The 16467-nt window shown below is 45.1% G+C and carries 15 protein-coding genes and 1 pseudogene; 6 read left to right on the forward strand and 10 right to left on the reverse strand.

Features of this window, described 5'->3' with window-relative positions; genetic code table 11:
• Window positions 1-63: 63 nt before the first annotated feature.
• Window positions 64-1875 carry a choice-of-anchor I family protein gene (locus AB4161_RS10680; RefSeq protein ID WP_372083313.1) on the reverse strand — a complete coding sequence of 604 codons (1812 nt, stop codon included), beginning with the start codon at window positions 1873-1875 and terminating at the stop codon, window positions 64-66.
• A 202-nt stretch (window positions 1876-2077) separates the two neighbouring features.
• Complete coding sequence (gene ompW / locus AB4161_RS10685; protein ID WP_017071378.1) at window positions 2078-2728, reverse strand: outer membrane protein OmpW; 651 nt, start codon at window positions 2726-2728, stop codon at window positions 2078-2080.
• Between the two features lie 402 nt (window positions 2729-3130).
• On the opposite strand from ompW, the gene glgC reads away from it, so the two are divergent.
• A complete protein-coding gene (glgC, locus tag AB4161_RS10690) occupies window positions 3131-4351 on the forward strand; it encodes a glucose-1-phosphate adenylyltransferase (RefSeq protein WP_102393453.1) in 1221 nt (406 codons plus the stop codon).
• Between the two features lie 121 nt (window positions 4352-4472).
• Here glgC and AB4161_RS10695 read toward each other — a convergent pair whose 3' ends face one another.
• Window positions 4473-5903 carry a YfcC family protein gene (locus AB4161_RS10695; protein WP_372083315.1) on the reverse strand — a complete coding sequence of 477 codons (1431 nt, stop codon included), beginning with the start codon at window positions 5901-5903 and terminating at the stop codon, window positions 4473-4475.
• A 415-nt stretch (window positions 5904-6318) separates the two neighbouring features.
• Window positions 6319-6546, reverse strand: a pseudogene (locus tag AB4161_RS10700) (hypothetical protein); the annotation flags it as partial.
• A gap of 57 nt (window positions 6547-6603) precedes the next feature.
• Here AB4161_RS10700 and AB4161_RS10705 point away from each other — a divergent pair.
• The 4 genes from AB4161_RS10705 to AB4161_RS10720 all read left to right on the forward strand — a co-directional run bounded on the left by AB4161_RS10705 (window position 6604) and on the right by AB4161_RS10720 (window position 8818).
• On the forward strand, window positions 6604-6861 hold the full coding sequence (locus AB4161_RS10705; RefSeq protein WP_229648214.1) for a hypothetical protein: 258 nt from the start codon (window positions 6604-6606) through the stop codon (window positions 6859-6861).
• Window positions 6862-7198: 337 nt separating this feature from the next.
• Window positions 7199-7555 carry a ribosome hibernation-promoting factor, HPF/YfiA family gene (gene hpf / locus AB4161_RS10710; protein ID WP_017061680.1) on the forward strand — a complete coding sequence of 119 codons (357 nt, stop codon included), beginning with the start codon at window positions 7199-7201 and terminating at the stop codon, window positions 7553-7555.
• A 240-nt stretch (window positions 7556-7795) separates the two neighbouring features.
• Window positions 7796-7951, forward strand: a complete 156-nt coding sequence (locus AB4161_RS10715; RefSeq protein WP_017061679.1) for a DUF3012 domain-containing protein — start codon at window positions 7796-7798, stop codon at window positions 7949-7951.
• 78 nt (window positions 7952-8029) lie between these two features.
• Window positions 8030-8818, forward strand: coding sequence for an HAD-IIB family hydrolase (locus AB4161_RS10720; protein ID WP_102393449.1), 789 nt, complete (start codon window positions 8030-8032; stop codon window positions 8816-8818).
• Window positions 8819-8912: 94 nt separating this feature from the next.
• On the opposite strand, the gene dgcA is transcribed toward AB4161_RS10720, so the two are convergent.
• The 5 genes from dgcA to AB4161_RS10745 form a co-directional block, all read right to left on the reverse strand.
• Window positions 8913-9899: an N-acetyl-D-Glu racemase DgcA gene (gene dgcA / locus AB4161_RS10725; protein ID WP_372083316.1), complete on the reverse strand. Its 987-nt coding sequence runs from the start codon at window positions 9897-9899 to the stop codon at window positions 8913-8915.
• 57 nt (window positions 9900-9956) lie between these two features.
• Window positions 9957-10964: an N-acetyltransferase DgcN gene (gene dgcN, locus AB4161_RS10730; protein ID WP_102398144.1), complete on the reverse strand. Its 1008-nt coding sequence runs from the start codon at window positions 10962-10964 to the stop codon at window positions 9957-9959.
• 91 nt (window positions 10965-11055) lie between these two features.
• Window positions 11056-11961: a LysR family transcriptional regulator gene (locus AB4161_RS10735; RefSeq protein WP_102393446.1), complete on the reverse strand. Its 906-nt coding sequence runs from the start codon at window positions 11959-11961 to the stop codon at window positions 11056-11058.
• Between the two features lie 95 nt (window positions 11962-12056).
• Complete coding sequence (locus AB4161_RS10740; RefSeq protein ID WP_372083318.1) at window positions 12057-12893, reverse strand: SGNH/GDSL hydrolase family protein; 837 nt, start codon at window positions 12891-12893, stop codon at window positions 12057-12059.
• Between the two features lie 87 nt (window positions 12894-12980).
• On the reverse strand, window positions 12981-13493 hold the full coding sequence (locus AB4161_RS10745) for an RNA methyltransferase (protein WP_017111519.1): 513 nt from the start codon (window positions 13491-13493) through the stop codon (window positions 12981-12983).
• A 275-nt stretch (window positions 13494-13768) separates the two neighbouring features.
• Here AB4161_RS10745 and AB4161_RS10750 point away from each other — a divergent pair, with 275 nt between their 5' ends.
• On the forward strand, window positions 13769-15430 hold the full coding sequence (locus tag AB4161_RS10750) for a methyl-accepting chemotaxis protein (RefSeq protein WP_102429235.1): 1662 nt from the start codon (window positions 13769-13771) through the stop codon (window positions 15428-15430).
• Between the two features lie 114 nt (window positions 15431-15544).
• Here the strand turns inward: AB4161_RS10750 and AB4161_RS10755 are convergent, their stop codons facing one another.
• Window positions 15545-16414 (reverse strand): LysR family transcriptional regulator, encoded by an 870-nt coding sequence (locus AB4161_RS10755; RefSeq protein WP_017064933.1) that lies wholly within the window; start codon window positions 16412-16414, stop codon window positions 15545-15547.
• Window positions 16415-16467: the final 53 nt, after the last annotated feature.

The following is a 16467-nucleotide window of genomic DNA, read 5'->3' on the forward strand; positions in this document are numbered from 1 at the left end:
CACGACTTAACAAGTCGTGGCGCTTTTGTTTTGATTCAATCTAATTGCTAGTAAGAAGCGTGATTAAAACTCAACGCGGTAAACTGACGTGCTACCACTCACTTCGTTGCCAACCGCAATAAAGTGGTTACCAGAACGAGTGAAATACTTGATTGATTCTGGACCTAAATCACCCGCTTTAGCGTTGTAAGTCTCGTTGTCGCAATCACCGTCTTCATCAACCTTAGTGCACACTGGCTGAGTAAAGTCGCGATTGTTCAAGTAGCTGATGAAACTTGCGTTTTTAGGCTGTGTTACGTCGTAAACCATGATGCCACCTTGGCGCTCAAGTCCAATAAAGGCATAGTGCTTACCGTTGATTTCAGCCACTTCGATCGCTTCAGGTTCTACGCCTTTATCATCACTACGATCGTCACCGCTTTGGTTGTTATCATTGGTGCTGTTGAAGTTTGCAGGATCTTGCTCAAGTACGATTCGAGCAAAATCATCGCCACTATCAAACACTAACTCACCCGACTCATCCCAGATAGAGAAAGAACGACTACCAAATGCTTGAACCTTTTGGTCAGCAGCGAGTATGCCTTGTGGCTTAATCACTTTAAGACGTGCAAGTTGCTTGTTGTCTTTCAATGCGCCTGCTAATGGGTGGTTAGCATCAACGTCTAACTTCTTGCCACGCACTTCATCGACATAAGCGATACAAAAGTCTTTTTCTGTGGTGTAGTTATCGGTGCCTTGATAGTCATCGCCATCCCACTCAAAACCTTTCTCATCACACATTTCTTGCGTAGTCTTGATGCCATATTCACGACCATCACCTTCGTTCGCAGTCACGATGTAGGTGTTGCCATCAACACTGTAGCTAGTGATGCTATCTGGCATGTAGAGGCCTTCTAACATCGCGTAGCTTTGCAGATTACCGATATTTTTGTCTTTGTTTGACGCATCTAGCTTAGCGTTATCCCAAGGCTTTCCGCCTAGTCCAAGAATCGCATCCACATGTGCACTCGCCACATCAATCGCTGCCAACGCGTTGTTCTCTTGGAGGGCAACGTAGAGTTTTCCGTTATCCGCAAATGTTAGGTATTCCGGTTCAAGATCTTGAGCAACCGTTGCATTCGGCGCAGAGATTCGAACCTTGTCGGTTAGCTCTGCATGGCGAGGCTGACCTTGATTGAATGCCTTGAAATCAATCTGAGTGACTGTCGCTTGCAAAGGACCATTGGTTAAATCCACCAGCGTTACTGAACCTTCAGGATCAATGCTGTAATCCGCATTCGGCTCACCTTCATTTACAGAGGCAATGTAGCGACCATCTTTCGAGAAGCTCACCATGTCCGGTAATGCACCAGCCGTATAAGTAGTAATCAGCTCTAACGTGTCTGAACGATAAAGGGCAATGATGCCGTTTTGTTGCTTGTCAGCATTTTCAATCGCGACAGCAACTAATCCTTGATGAGTCGACACACTGTTCGCTGCACCAATATCAATACCAGAAGCTGCAGCCGCTGATTGAAGATCAATCGAACCCGAAGATGTTGGTTCGCTAGCTGAGTTCATTGATAAAACATCAACTTTCTGAGCTTGAGCGTTCACAACATAAAGCTTGTCGGTACATGAATCGTAGCTGACGATTTCGGCTGCAGAAGTATCAAACGGGGCGTCGGCGATTGAACGGCCAACTAGGCTGATTCCGGTTACCTCAGCATTGGAAGCGCTTGGCTGCTCGATGGATTGGCATTGAAGGCTAAAAGCATCAAGTGATGTTTGAGATGGCGTAGCAGTCGTTGGTGATGTTGGTTGAGAACAGCCTACTAGAGCAGAACTTACCGCGATAGGCAGTAATAATGTCAGCTTATTAAATTTACGATTCATATATCCTCCATAATTTGAATCGCGATCATAGAGGGCTGTTATGACACTTATCTTTCCCTTTTATTAACAATAAATGACGACAATAAATAACTTTTACCCATAGCAACAGAAAGTTAATGCGAACAACCTATTAACAAGTAAGCAAAAAAAAGCGCCCAATCTGGCTGATGCTTGAGCGCCTTTAGTAAACTGTATAGGGAGATTAGAAGTTGTAACCACCACCAATCATGAATACCCATGGGTCGATATCAACGTCTGTTGAGTACTGGTTACCCGCTGTATCTTTATACTTTGCAGTTGTATCTATATCTGCATACCAAATAGATGCATTTAGGAACCAGTCTTCATTGATCATGTAATCCACGCCAATATTTGCTGCAAGCCCCCAAGAGTCATCAAGAGACAAATCACGTAGTTGAGCGTCTTTACCAGTTCCGTTAAATTTTTCATCAAAGAAGAACGTGTAGTTAATACCTGCACCTACATAAGGGCGAATTTCACTGTTCGCTTCACCAAAGTAGTACTGAACCATAAGTGTAGGCGGAAGGTGTTTAACATCTGCAATATCACCTAGTCCAAGTAAATCAGTAGATACCGTATGTGAAAATGGTGTTGCTGCAAGAATTTCTAAACTAACGTTATCAGTGAACATATAGCCAAATGTTAGGCCAAGTTGAGTATTTGAATCTACAGATAGCTCAGAACCTGGTGAGTTTAGTACATCACCACTGCTGTCGTTTGGAGATACCATTGCTGCACCTGCACGGATGATGAAATCACCTTCTTTATGAGCAAGAACATTGGTTGACATAAGAGCCGCAATAACCGCAATACCACATACTGTTTTTTTCATTATAATTTCCTTTTGGGGGGCTTAATCTTTATTGGTGAATGAGTAATCATTTCTTATTTTGCGTGCAAGGTATCATAGAATAACCCTACTTTATTGATGGAAATCAATTTGTGAAAAGTTGTGATTATTTATGTAAATTTATATCGACCCGATCACTTTATTCCTTCATTTTATTGACAGTTTTGTAATGCAGCTTTTCCGTGCGTCATTTTGTTAATCCAATCAATTCACTCTATTCGTATCTTTTTTGGATCAAAATAGAGCAAGCCAATATCTCACGTGCATCATTTTGGTGCAGAACAACAAGAATCAATCTCGCCTCGTATAATATTCAATGAGTTACATTTGGCTTAGTGCTTGCAAGTCTATGTTCATAATCATAAATACATTGAGGTTCTGATCATGCAAGACACTCTAACAATCGTTCTGGCCGGCGGTGTTGGCTCTCGGCTTTCCCCTCTCACCGATAACCGTGCAAAACCTGCGGTACCCTTTGGTGGCAAATATCGAATCATCGATTTCACACTCGCGAACTGCTTACACTCTGGGCTACGCCAAATTTTGGTGCTGACTCAGTACAAATCTCACTCTTTGCAAAAACATTTAAGAGATGGTTGGTCGGTGCTTAACCCTGAGCTCGGCGAATACATCACCAATGTTCCTCCACAAATGCGAACCGGTGATAGCTGGTACAGCGGTACTGCCGATGCGATTTATCAAAACTTGTATCTACTTTCACGCAGTGAAGCCAAGCATGTGGTGGTGTTATCCGGTGACCATATCTATCGCATGGATTACGCACCAATGCTCAAGCAGCACAAAAAGAACGAGGCCGACCTAACTGTGGCGTGCATGGAGGTTTCGATTGACGAAGCCAAAGAGTTTGGTGTGATGGAGATAGATGAATCTCTAGAGATCAATAACTTTACCGAAAAGCCACGTTACCCTGCATGTGTACCTGGAAGGCCAACTCGAAGCATGGCTTCAATGGGTATTTACGTCTTTGATAAAGAAGTACTGACACAGGCATTATTGGCAGACGCAGAAGATCCAGACTCAAGCCACGATTTTGGTAAAGATATCATTCCTAAATTGGTGGGCAACAACAGTGTTTACGCATACAAGTTTGGGGATGAAGAAGGCCGAGTGACCCAAGATGCGTACTGGAGAGATGTGGGTACTATCGACTCTTATTACCAATCCAACATGGACCTGTTAAAGCCAGCTTCGCCTATCGATTTATATCAACCTGATTGGGCGATTCGTACTTACGAACCGCAGCTGCCACCCGCACGAACCATTGCTTCAGTTGAAGGTAATCAAGGAATATTCATCAACTCGATGATAGCGAATGGCGTTGTAATTGAAGGCGGCTCGGCGCAAAACTCAATCTTCTTCCCGAAAGTGAAAGTCAGCAATGCCGCGATTGTGATTGATAGTATTCTGTTTGAAGATGTTGAGATTGGAAAAAATTGCCACATACAAAACTGCATCATCGACAAGAACGTTAAGGTGCCTGACGGAACCCAGATCGGTCTTGATGGCCTTGCCGATGCGAAACGCTTCCACATATCAAAACAAGGCGTGATTGTGGTGCCCTCTTCTTACCAATTTGAAGAGTAACCTTTAACGTTGGAATAGCTTTTCTTTAAACGAAAAAAGGCAGCGAATTCGCTGCCTTCTTATTTACTCACACAGCTTCAGTTAAGCCTTAACGGTCCATGTATTCGATTAAACAGAAACCTTAGAAAGGCCCTAGCTCAATCATTTGAGCAATCACAACAGAAACCAAAGCGCCTACCGACCAGAACAAGAACAGTGGTAAGAAGAAACGAACCCACTTGGTGTAAGGTACTTTTGCTATAGCCAATACCGCCAACAAGCCACCATTGGTTGGGTAAATATAGTTAGAAATACCATCACCCAATTGAGAAGCCAGTGCCGCCACTTGACGAGTCACTTCACCAATATCTGCCAACGGAATAATGATTGGCATGGTGATCACCGCTTGGCCACTGCCCGATGGAATGAACAGGTTGATCGCAGCCTGCGAGAAGTAGATCCCTGCTGCTGCCACAAGTTTAGAGCTACCAGAAATGATCTGTGCAAGATAGAAGATCATAGAATCAACAATCTTCGCGTCTTCCATAATGGTTAGCACTGAACGAGCAAAAAAGATGATCAGTACCGCGATCAATACGTCGCTAACACCTTTGGTCCAATACTCACAGATCTTGTTCGGAGATAAACCCGCCACCAAACCCGGAATAATAGCCATCGCCACGAATGCACCCGCAATCTCGGTGAAGCCGAACCCCATCGTCAACGTGCCGAAGATCATGTATGCGAATACGCCCAAGAACGCGATGCCCGCAAGCTTTTCACGTGTGGTCAGTGTTTTCGCTTCAACATTTGATTCATAGTGGTAACCCGTGCCGTGTAACAAGCCTTTGGTCGGATCTTGCTTAACTTTGCGCGCGTAGTTAAGCACATACCATGCACCCGTTAACAACATGAACATACCAACAATAAAGCGGTACCACATGCCTGAATACATAGGCAGTTCAGCGATAGTGTGTGCAATACCCGTAAAGAATGGGTTAGCCAAAGCGGCCGCGAAACCGGCACAACTTGCCAGTAAAACAACGCCAAGTGCCGTAATCGCGTCATAGCCAAGCTTGATACAGATCGGGATCATCAAAGAGATGAAAATGACATCAAGTTCACGCATACCGGTGAAGGTAACGTTGAAGAAGATCGCCGTCATGATCACAGGCGCAATCACGTATAAGCCTTGCTTCTTTAGCTTAGTAGTTAGTGCAACAACGGATGCGTCTAACAGACCCATGTGTTTGATAATGCCAAAAGCACCACCCACAAATACCACAACGCCCATCACGCCAGAAGCGGATTTGAAGCCTTTAAAAAATGATTCGAAAAAAGAGGCTAATGTTGTTGGGTTGCTGGTCAATTGTGTGTAGCTGTCTGGGTCGATAACCGTGCGGCCATTCATGACCACTCGCTCGAATTCACCAGCAGGGATGAAGTAAGTTGCGATTGCAGCAACGATCACCATGATAACCAAAGAGAGAAACGGGTGGTTTACTTCTTTCTCTGTCGGCGCTGCGTTACCAGCTTGAGATGTAGGTACGGATGTAGATACCGTAGTCGTCATATAGACTCCTTATTTGTCAGCAACTAAGGTTCACTTAGCCGCCGAGAGGGATTTTTGGAAAAACGAAACCCTTCACGCTGAACTAAGTTCGCGCTAATTTAGGCTGTTTCAAAAAGGCCTTTGATAGATGGTGCTCTCAAATGTACATAGTGAAGTAGTGAGAACTACTCTCTTTGCGTCCGAGCAAAATGCAGATGTTCGGCCAAGTCAGGCCAAACTGAATGAGGTCATTACAAGCAGATAAACAGAAAAAGTCTGTTTTGGTAATGCGTTTTTTATCAATTACAAAGACAAGCGGCGCATACTAGCACAACGAGTCATTAATTGTCAGAAAAGTGTGAGTTTCGTCATGCTTTGGTGAGCAAAAGAAAAGCGCCCACTAATAAGTAAGGCGCTTTTCTGCAATCGAATCGAGTTACTTAGGTGCTAATTCGTAGTTTTCTTGCATCTCATGAGGGACAATCCCGTACTCATAATCCGCTAAGTAGCCATCCTTATAGACCTTCATTCCCTTCTCATCCCAGCTCACTTTGATCATCGCCGTGTTGCCATCTTCACTGCCTAACAGCTCCAGCATTTCTGCATCAATCTTAATGGCTTTGATGGTTTTAATACGCTTAAACGGCTTAAATTCAGTGGCCGAGAATACGATGGCCGAGCGATAACGCTTAAGCTTGAGTCCAATCGCAAAGATTCTCGATTGTTGCTCAAACTGCAACATATTGATCTAGGCTCAATTGATGAGTCTCGCATTTCAGAACTTGTGCGATTCAAAGTCGAAACGCCGGTTCGCTATGAAGGTGACATTAATTATTGGCGTCAGGGCGTCGAATTTCCTGTCGATCAACTGGCATCCAATAAAGAAGTCGATATTCGAGCACGCATTACCATACCCGAGTCTCAACTCACAGCAGGAGAGTTTCACTTCAATATGGAGTGGGCAGTTGAGTGTCTATAAATTAGTAACTTAAGCTGAGTTTTTAATCAAAGAAGAAAAAGTGAGTGAGCTGGAAAGAAAATCAATGGAGTGACAAGTTCGGAATTATAAAACCGATAAAGAGAGATTCACTGGGAATTCGCTGTAGGTTAGCGCAAATTATCAAGGATGGAGTTTTTTTGAACATGTCTTTAAAACACGAAACATAATATGCGATCAGTTCATCGGACTTTCAAGGGAGTAACAAGAGAATATTTGATAACACTGAAGTCAATCACACATGTGCTAATTCTCAGTTGGTTAATCTATCCGATGTTTGCTACGTTTAAATGACACAGTCATTGGAAAGGTATGATTTATGAAAATAAATGTTCAAACACATCATGTATCAATTAACGACGAGTCACGCAAAGACATCGAAGGTAAATTCGAGAAGATATCTAACCATTTCCCATCACTGATCAGTTGCGACATCATCATTACTAAAGAACACGGTCAACATCAGGTTGAAGTATTCACCAACTACGAAGGTGTACGAGTAACAGCAAAATCGACAGACGATGTTATGTACCCAGCTATCGCTGCAGCACTTAAGAAACTTGAAGCGGGCCTAAGTAACCGTAAGGGACAATTGAAAGCCGACCTACACGAGAAACCAACAAGCACGAAGCCAGAGATTGCTTCGGACATCATCCAAGAGATGAAATTGGTATAAATCGATAAGTAGTTAAAGCGAAATAACGAATAGAAACTTATTAAGAATTTCAAAGCCAGCATACGTTGCTGGCTTTTTCGATCTTAAAGCCAAGCAAACCTTCGCTTCTTTACCGTCCCTCGAATTCAGCTCAACCCCACATCATTATTAACGCCCTTAAGTTCTTAGCAGCTATAACAATCACTTGTCGGATTTGATACAGTTATAAGCAGAAATTTAGACCACAACGGAATGTTTATTATGAAGAAAATCGCGTTGATACTTTTCCTTGCTACTCAATTAATGGCTTGTACCGAGGTTGGCAGTGAAGCTTGGTGTGCGGATATGAAAGAAAAGCCTAAAGGTGACTGGACGGCTAATGAAGCGGGCGATTTTGCTAAACACTGTATTTTCTAATCACGTTAGCTTCTAATTCTACATTGGGCTGAATTAATACGCTCTGTGTAAAACAATCCATGGAATAAGTGAGTTTTAATGGAACACCAACTAGACAACAACTGGAAGCACATCGAATGGGTATTAACCGACGTCGATGACACGCTCACTTGGCAAGGTTCACTCCCTCCAGAAACCCTGATTGTGTTACAAAAGCTGAGAGACAATGGAATCAAAGTGGTCGCTGTAACGGGAGCCTGTGCTGGTTGGTGTGACCATATTGCGCAGCTCTGGCCTGTCGATGCCGTGCTTGGAGAAAACGGCGCCTTCTTACTAGAGAAGCAAGATGATGCATTACAACTCTCATCTGAAACACCGCTAGAACAAGTGCGTAAGAACCAAGCTAAGCTAAAACAAGAAGTTGAAGCGATCTTGTTGAGTTACCCCGACCTATCGCTAACTTTGGATCAATCTTACCGCTTGTGTGAGGTCGCGATTGATATCGGCCAAAACCGTAAGCCTGTTGATCCTGAAACTGTTCAAGCGGTACTCGAAAGAATACACGCTTTAGGCGCACACGCGACGGCAAGTTCGATTCATATCAACGCTTGGTACGGCGAACACTCAAAGAAAAACGCCGTGCACCGTTTCCTGGCTAATAAAGGCTTATCGCTTGAGCAAATCCACAATCAAGCCTGCTATGTCGGCGATTCAATGAATGATCAGCAGATGTTCGAATCACTTCCACTTACCGTTGGCGTGGCAAACATTCAACATTATTGGGATAAGCTAGAGCACCATCCAAGCAGGGTCATGTCGCAGCCTGGTGGCTATGGGTTTGCAGAATTTGTGGATGCGCTGCTGAGGCTTAAAAGTGAAGTAATTTAGATAATCGCTCAGACTTTGAAGCAAAAATCGCACAAGTTTTCACTCATACGATTTCATTCATGTCATGTCCATCGATTAAACGGGCTCAACGAACTTAGAGAATAATCATCCCATCTCGATAAGTCAGTGATGGTGCTACATCTTGACCAAGTAAGACTGGGCCATCGAGGTCGACGATTTCAGATTGAACAGCGATAGGCAGAGCTGCACGCATCGCCAGCGATGTACCGAGCATACAACCCGACATCAGCGTAAATCCTAGCCTTTGAGCTTCTTCAGCAAGTACCAATGCTTCGGTCAAACCACCTGTTTTATCGAGCTTGATGTTGACCATTTCATATTTGCCTAACAAAGATGAAAGTTGCGAAGTGGTATGACAGCTTTCATCAGCACACAGTGGTATCGGGTGCTTGATGTGCGCCAATGAGGCATCGTGCTGTTGGGGTAACGGCTGCTCGATCATCGCAATATCAAATTCTACCAGTTGATTGAACAACTCTTCGAGATTCAATCCTGTCCACGCTTCATTGGCATCCAATACAATTTGAACATCTGCCGCAGCTTCTCGTACCGCGCGAACACGCTCTACCACCTGCTCGCCGTCAAGCTTCACTTTCAGAAGTTTCGCACCATTCGCGACATAGTCTCGAGCCTGAGTCGCCATGGCTTCTGGCGTGCCAATCGAGACTGTCATTGCAGTCACGATTTGAGAAGGCAACTCAAACAAGCTATTCGGAAACGTCTGGTCGTTCTGCTGAGCTTCAAAATCCCAAAGCGCACAATCGACCGCATTGCGCGCTGCCCCTCCGGTCAATAAAGACTGAAGATGATCTCTTAGCTCTGCCGGATCAGTAACGCCTCGTTCAAACATAGCTTCAAGTGCGCTAGACGCTTGTTGGATTTGCGCTAACACAGACTCCGATGACTCGCCGTATCGTGGGTAAGGCGTGCATTCGCCCTGAGCTCGTTTGCCACCATGTTCAATGTAAACACGAACAACGTGACACTCAGTTCGACTGCCACGAGAGATGCGAAAAGGCGTTTGCATCGCGATAATAATGGGTTCAGCTGTAATCTTCATAATTTCACTCGGTTGATGTTCACTTTAACAAATGGAAACGTAGAAATGATGAAGTCGTTAAAGTGAATGTCGCAAATGATCAGTAATGTGTTGTACACCAAAGCGCACTGGGTCCGTCACTGGCACTTGATAGAGTGTGGTCCATTCTTGGCACAATGTCTCAGCCTCTTCAATGCTAATCGCCGACGTGTTCAAGCAGATACCCACCAGCTTCGCGTCTGGATTAGTCAGTCGCGCCGCTTGCAAGTTGGCTTCAATCGTCTGTTCTATGCTTGGTAATTTAGCATGAGGAAGGTTACGAATATGTGGTCGCCCAACTTCATGACACAGCACTAAGGCATCCGCTTGTGCGCCATGTAAAAGACCCAAACTCACGCCTGCAAACGAAGGGTTGAACAAAGAGCCTTGCCCTTCAATGATGTCCCAATCGTGGTCGGTAAAATCAGGGCTAATCGCTTCAACTGCGCCAGAAATAAAATCCGCAACCACCGCATCAATCGAAATACCGCTGCCTTCAATCAAAATACCTGTCTGCCCTGTCGCTTTAAACTGAGCGGATGTTCCCGCTTGTTTAAGCGACTTTTCAATCGCTAATGCCGAGAACATTTTGCCTACTGAGCAATCAGTTCCGACAGTAAGCAGGCGCTTACCTTGACGAAGCTTACCGTTACCAACATTAAGAACACCGTCAAAATGGCGTACATCATGAAGCTTAGTCAATCCTTGTTGCTGCATGTCAGAAAGCGGTGAAAATTCACTCAATCGTTGGTGCATGCCAGATGCAATCTCATATCCCATTTCTGCAGCGGCCATAATGGTTGACTGCCAAGAATCAGGAATAACACCACCCGGATTTGCGGTACCAATCACTAGCGTCTTCGCGCCCTGCGCTTGCGCCTCTTGCAGGGTCATATCCGTTAAGCCCAGTGAAACGGTATCACCCGTTAAACGCAGTTGACCTAGGCAGATTTCTGGTCGCCATTGATGAATACCGCGAGCTGTTTTTGCAGCGAGTGGGTCAGTAACATCCCCAAGAAAAAGAAGGTAAGGTTGAGCGATCGACATGAGTATTCCTAATTAATAAGCCCTTGTATGGGTTTACTTTAATTAAGAACTTCGAAGCTGCCGAATGCCTATTTATGGCGAGCCTATAACCTTAAGTTATAGGGTGAGTATGGATTTTCAATGAAGCGATAAATTGCTTAACGGAAATCGACTGAGGGGTGTGCTCTGCGCAAAGCATCGATACCGAAAATTGGATGTCTGGTTGAAGCGGCAACACACAGACCGCATCGTCATTTTGATATTGCTCTGCCGTCCACGGATCAACAATCGCAAACCCCGCTTGGTGCTTGACCAGTTCCGCAGCGGCGCTATACCCACGTACAGATATCGGGTGGTGATAATGCTGCTCACGTGCAATAAGGCGTTGATGTAACAGGAGGCCTAATGGATCGCGGCTATCGAGCCCGATGATTGGCAGCGGATAATTGATCAGATCATCTAACGTTAATTCCGCGGGGAAATGATCAACCGTATTGGAAGGAACCAAAACCTTTAGTGATTCGGTTAATAGCGTTTCACTTAATATCGCAGGCGGTGCTTCATCGCCAAACGCGATAGCAATATCAAGCTCATGCTTTAATAACCCAGCACACAGCTCATCACGGTTTGCAGTCAGCAACTCAAAAGAGAGCTCTTGCTTACTGCCATTTTGCTCGCGAGACATTTGGGCGATTACCGGAGTCAGTAATTTAGTCGCTAAAATCGGCGGCGCACCAATGCGTAAATGCTGATGGCCTTGCTTCACTTTGTTGGTCAGAGATCGAAATTGCCCCAATTGCTGATACACCTTTTCCGCTTCTGGCAGTAAGGTTTTTGCCTCAACCGTTGGCACCAACCGCCCTTTAACTCGTTCGAATAAGCCAAACCCAAGTTGTTGCTCCGTGTGCGCCAAAATACGGGTCACGTTTGGTTGCGACACATGCAAGCTGCGCGCGGCTCCAGATACGGTTCCGGTCTGCATAATGGCGTAAAAGACTTCCAATTGTCTTAGGTTCACATTGATGTCCTTATGGTTCGCGAAACAAATCTAGGGTTTGGCTTTTCTTGTATTAGCTAAGCTGTTTATCGGTCTAGCTAGCGTTTTGCGTGAGTCTATTTTAGTAGCTCAGCTATCGTAGGTTGAAGTATCTCAGCCCAAGTTTGATAAGCCTTCGCATTCAAATGCAGATCATCACACGAGTACTCGTTCGACAACAGCTTATTAGGTGACAATACTGAATTCACATCTAAGAACGCAATGCCTTGCTGTGTACAGTACTCGCTTAGCTTGCTATTGAGCAGTTCAACCGACGGATTTAAACCTTGCAGTTTAGAGCCAACATAAAGCGTTGATTGCACCAATATGCGAATCTCATTTTCTTGCCACACCTTAAGCATATCAATGTAGTTCTGGTAGATATGGTCGACATCATAACCCTGAGCTAAATCGTTTATCCCTGCCATAAAACACACCAGCTTTGGCTTCACATTCAACGTGGTATCAATACGGCGCAACATGCCAGTTGTGGTGTCACCCGCTAAGCCACGGTTGACCATCGAAACATCGCGAAAGATATCCGCCCACGGGGCCCATTCGGTGATCGAATCACCAAACATGACTAGGTCTACACTTGGGGAAAAATGGCGATGGTTATCTGATGTCATGATGTAACGACTCATACTGTGGCCTCGTTGCTGAATCTCAGACTGAAGAGCGACTGCCTTGAGGATCTCGCTATCTGGCGTGGCGCTATCAAATTGAGCTAGCAATCCTTCGATATGAGGCTTAAAAGGGCTAAGACGAGTACTCAGTTGATGATGTTCTTTAAGGGAAGATAACCTCTCTAGTAATGCATACAAAGAGCGGTTTTGACCAACTTCTTGGAATAACTGATAGAGATCGAGGACAGAGTGTTGCTGTAGCGCGGCAAGTAATTGCTTGTCTTCCATGGTGTTATCTAACCCTTCAATTATCTGATGATGAACTCAAGATAATATCCGATTGCGTACGGGATAGATAACACTAGAAGCAGAGAATTACTTTTCTTTGATTAGCAGATGGTTACGGTTATCACGGCTTTTCTTAATCAGCTCGTTGCTCTCGTCCATTTCATCTGACTTAGCAAGGCGATCATAAAGCAGCACGTTAACTGTCGCAGCCAAGTTCATGCAGCCTACTGTTGGTACATAAACAACATGATCTGCTCTGTCGGCGACATCTTGAGAAATAGAACCGTCTTCAGGGCCAAAGATATAGATGGCATTTTCTGGGTGTTTAAAACGCGGCAGTGGTGTTGCACCCTCAGCGAGTTCTACACAAACAATTTTCGTTTCTGAATCAAGGTTATCCAAAAACGACTCGACACCCGTTAGTGGGATAGTACGCGCAGCACTCTTAGTATCGGTGTGGAATTTTGCGGCTTTTTCGTAGCGTTGCCCTGTGTATTTAACTTCGTCGACTTGGTAACAACCAGCCGCGCGCATAACAGCACCAACGTTTGTCGGGCTCTTTGGGTTAGTTAAACCAATAGTCACATGGCTTTTGTTCATGAATCTTTCTCACTTAACGAATAGACATAGCAGGGTGCTACAAAGCGTCGCATTCTACCAAAGCAGCGCCAAATTCAAAAGCATCGTAACAAACCGCTCTTTTTATCATTAAGCCCCTAGTTGCAAGGCTTCTAACGTCAAAAACCTAACCGCCATCATGTTTATAAAACAAAAACATTTCTGGATAACAATTCAACAACAAGTCCATTTACATTTTAAAACCACATTAATAATGTGTTGAAAATTGCATGAGATAATCACACAGGAAGCGTGACATGACCCTAACCATCAAAAACCGCCTTTATATTCTCTCTTTCATTCCGTTGCTACTAATGGCAATTGGCATGATGAGCGTGACGTATATGAAGAGCACCGAGCTAACCGCACAGCAAGTTGAATCGACGCGTAGCAATATGATGGCGATGAAAGAAAAGGAACTCAAAGCGTATCTACAAATGGCCTACTCTTCGATCAGCCCATTTTTGGATAGAGGTGCAACATTAGAAGAAGCCTTACCAACATTAAGAACACTCGAATATGGCGAATCTGGCTACATCTTTGGCTACGACTCTAAAGGCGTTCGAGTGGTTGTTGGACAAAACAACGATGGTATTGGTAACAACTACTACGACCTGCAAGACAAAAAAGGCAACTACCTGATTCGTGACTTGATCAAGAACTCAAAGCTTGGTGAATTCACCACCTACTACTTTCCAAAACTTGGTCAATCCGAAGCCCTACCGAAACTGAGCTACTCGATATTCGTTCCCCAGTGGGACTTGATGCTAGGTACAGGCTTCTATACTGACGACATCGATGCGGTCATCGCAGAGATGAAAGAGAGCTCAAATGCTGCGTTACAAAGCTCATTGACGGCGATCGCTATATTCTGTGGTTTGATTGCCCTAGTAGTTGCTGTGTTTGCCGTTGCCGTCAACCGTACCATCATGCAACCACTCGAGCAGTTTGATCGTTCAATCAGCGCATTCGCGAGTGGCGAAGCTGACTTAACCGCTCGAATGGAAACCTTCAAAGCGCCCGAGTTCACAAAACTCAGCGAGAACTTCAATGCCTTTGTGGCAAGCCTGCAAACCATCATTCGCAGCGTAAGCGATGTCGGTCAGCAAGTCGTAGCCGAGACATCTAACATGTCTTCTCGTGCTGCGCAGGTCGACGAGATTGCTACAGGGCAACGTGAAGAGACAGAACAAGTTGCAACAGCGATGACTGAGATGACCACAACGGCGCAAGAGATCTCGAGCAACGCTAGTCAAGCGGCGGATTCCGCCAAGCTTGCAGAGGGCAATGCAAAAGAAGCGCAACAGATCGTAAACGCAGCTGCAGATTCGGTGGCAGGCCTAGCGAGCGAAGTATCAGAAGCCAACACCGTGGTGTCTCGTTTAGAAGGCGATGTACAAAACATCTCCTCTTCATTGGCGGTCATCCAAGACATTGCCGAGCAAACTAACCTACTCGCGTTGAATGCCGCGATTGAAGCTGCACGTGCAGGCGAACAAGGTCGTGGGTTTGCTGTGGTTGCCGATGAGGTTCGTAAACTGGCAAGCCGTACTCAAGAAAGCACTGGCGACATTCACAAGATGATTGAGCAACTTAAAGCTGCCTCAGATGCTGCTGTGAAAGCGATGGATTCAAGTCAAAACCGAAGTGCGCAAACCGTGGAAGAAGCGAATGCCGCAGCCAAAGCACTGGCGAAGATCCAAGCGTCGATTGATACCATCATGGACATGAACTCGCTTATTGCGACAGCCACTGAACAGCAAAATATTGTAGGACAAGAAATATCTCAACGCATCGTGGTGATTTCTGACCAAAGCTCACAATCGGCAGAACTCGCGAATCAAAACCGTACAGGTAGCCAAAACCTCAACAGTCGTGCAAATGAGCTGTATCACTTGGTGGATCGCTTCACCGTCTAATACATTTTCGGTCTAGTAAGCCGTAATCAAACGATAATTAATCCTAAAACACGCCGGGCTTCAGAATCTCTATTCTGAAGCCCGTTTTTATCGGTGGAGGTTTTAAGCCATACACTAATCCAATTGCTCAGAAAGGAAGTCCACCAGCAGGCGAACCTTTGAAGATAGATTACGGTTCTGAGGGTACAACGCCCAGATCCCTTCTTTGTCGTCTCGGTAATCGGAAAGCACTTCGACTAACTCTCCAGAGTCTAGATCTTCACTCACGTAGTATTCAGGTAACTGCACCAAGCCAATGCTCTGCTTAGCTGCGTCTAACAAGGCTAAACCACTGTTGCACTTAATGCGTCCGTTAACACGAACTGAGCGAGGGCGTCTATTTTCTTTGAAACGCCAATGTTCAAATCCACCGACTAAACATTGGTGATTATTTAATTCTGATAATGTATGCGGCTCGCCATAACGTTCAATATATTCAGGGCTTGCACATACATAAAGTTGGCGTTGAGACAGCCTCTTTGCCACAAGGCTTGAATCTTCCAAGCGGCCAAGACGAATCGCAACATCGACACCCGAATCGATAAGATCGAGCTTTTGATTGGTCAGCATCAGCTCAAGCTCTACTTGCGGGTGAAGCTTTAAGAATTGATGCAGTATTGGGGCGAGTTGGCGCTCACCATAAGTCACAGGCGCGGTGACTTTCAGTAAGCCTTTGGGTGTTGATTGCATCTGCGTGACCGCAAGCTCAGCAATTTCTAAACCTTCGACCAACAACTTACATTGTTGGTAATAGAGTTGCCCAGCCTCTGTAAGAGACACCTTTCGAGTCGTTCGATTGAGCAGTTTCACTGCGAGTCGTTCTTCGAGGTTTGCTACTCTACGACTGATTTGAGCCACCGACGTAGCGAGCTTCTGCGCCGCACCAGTAAAGCTTTCACGCTCTGCCACTGCAACAAACTCACTTACCCCTTCCCAATTGGCCATGCCTTTACCTTATGCTGAACTTTGGTTACCCATACAGTGTATTGAAGTTAGAT

The organism is Vibrio sp. 10N.286.51.E5 (assembly GCF_041469125.1).
GTDB lineage: Bacteria > Pseudomonadota > Gammaproteobacteria > Enterobacterales > Vibrionaceae > Vibrio > Vibrio crassostreae_C.

Coding starts and splice junctions, on each gene's coding strand:
- AB4161_RS10750 (WP_102429235.1), top strand. CDS start 13,769: ATGACCCTAACCATCAAAAACCGCCTTTATATTCTCTCTTTCATTCCG.
- AB4161_RS10755 (WP_017064933.1), bottom strand. CDS start 16,414: ATGGCCAATTGGGAAGGGGTAAGTGAGTTTGTTGCAGTGGCAGAGCGT.
- glgC (WP_102393453.1), top strand. CDS start 3,131: ATGCAAGACACTCTAACAATCGTTCTGGCCGGCGGTGTTGGCTCTCGG.
- AB4161_RS10680 (WP_372083313.1), bottom strand. CDS start 1,875: ATGAATCGTAAATTTAATAAGCTGACATTATTACTGCCTATCGCGGTA.
- ompW (WP_017071378.1), bottom strand. CDS start 2,728: ATGAAAAAAACAGTATGTGGTATTGCGGTTATTGCGGCTCTTATGTCA.
- AB4161_RS10695 (WP_372083315.1), bottom strand. CDS start 5,903: ATGACGACTACGGTATCTACATCCGTACCTACATCTCAAGCTGGTAAC.
- AB4161_RS10715 (WP_017061679.1), top strand. CDS start 7,796: ATGAAGAAAATCGCGTTGATACTTTTCCTTGCTACTCAATTAATGGCT.
- AB4161_RS10740 (WP_372083318.1), bottom strand. CDS start 12,893: ATGGAAGACAAGCAATTACTTGCCGCGCTACAGCAACACTCTGTCCTC.
- AB4161_RS10720 (WP_102393449.1), top strand. CDS start 8,030: ATGGAACACCAACTAGACAACAACTGGAAGCACATCGAATGGGTATTA.
- AB4161_RS10745 (WP_017111519.1), bottom strand. CDS start 13,493: ATGAACAAAAGCCATGTGACTATTGGTTTAACTAACCCAAAGAGCCCG.
- dgcA (WP_372083316.1), bottom strand. CDS start 9,899: ATGAAGATTACAGCTGAACCCATTATTATCGCGATGCAAACGCCTTTT.
- dgcN (WP_102398144.1), bottom strand. CDS start 10,964: ATGTCGATCGCTCAACCTTACCTTCTTTTTCTTGGGGATGTTACTGAC.
- hpf (WP_017061680.1), top strand. CDS start 7,199: ATGAAAATAAATGTTCAAACACATCATGTATCAATTAACGACGAGTCA.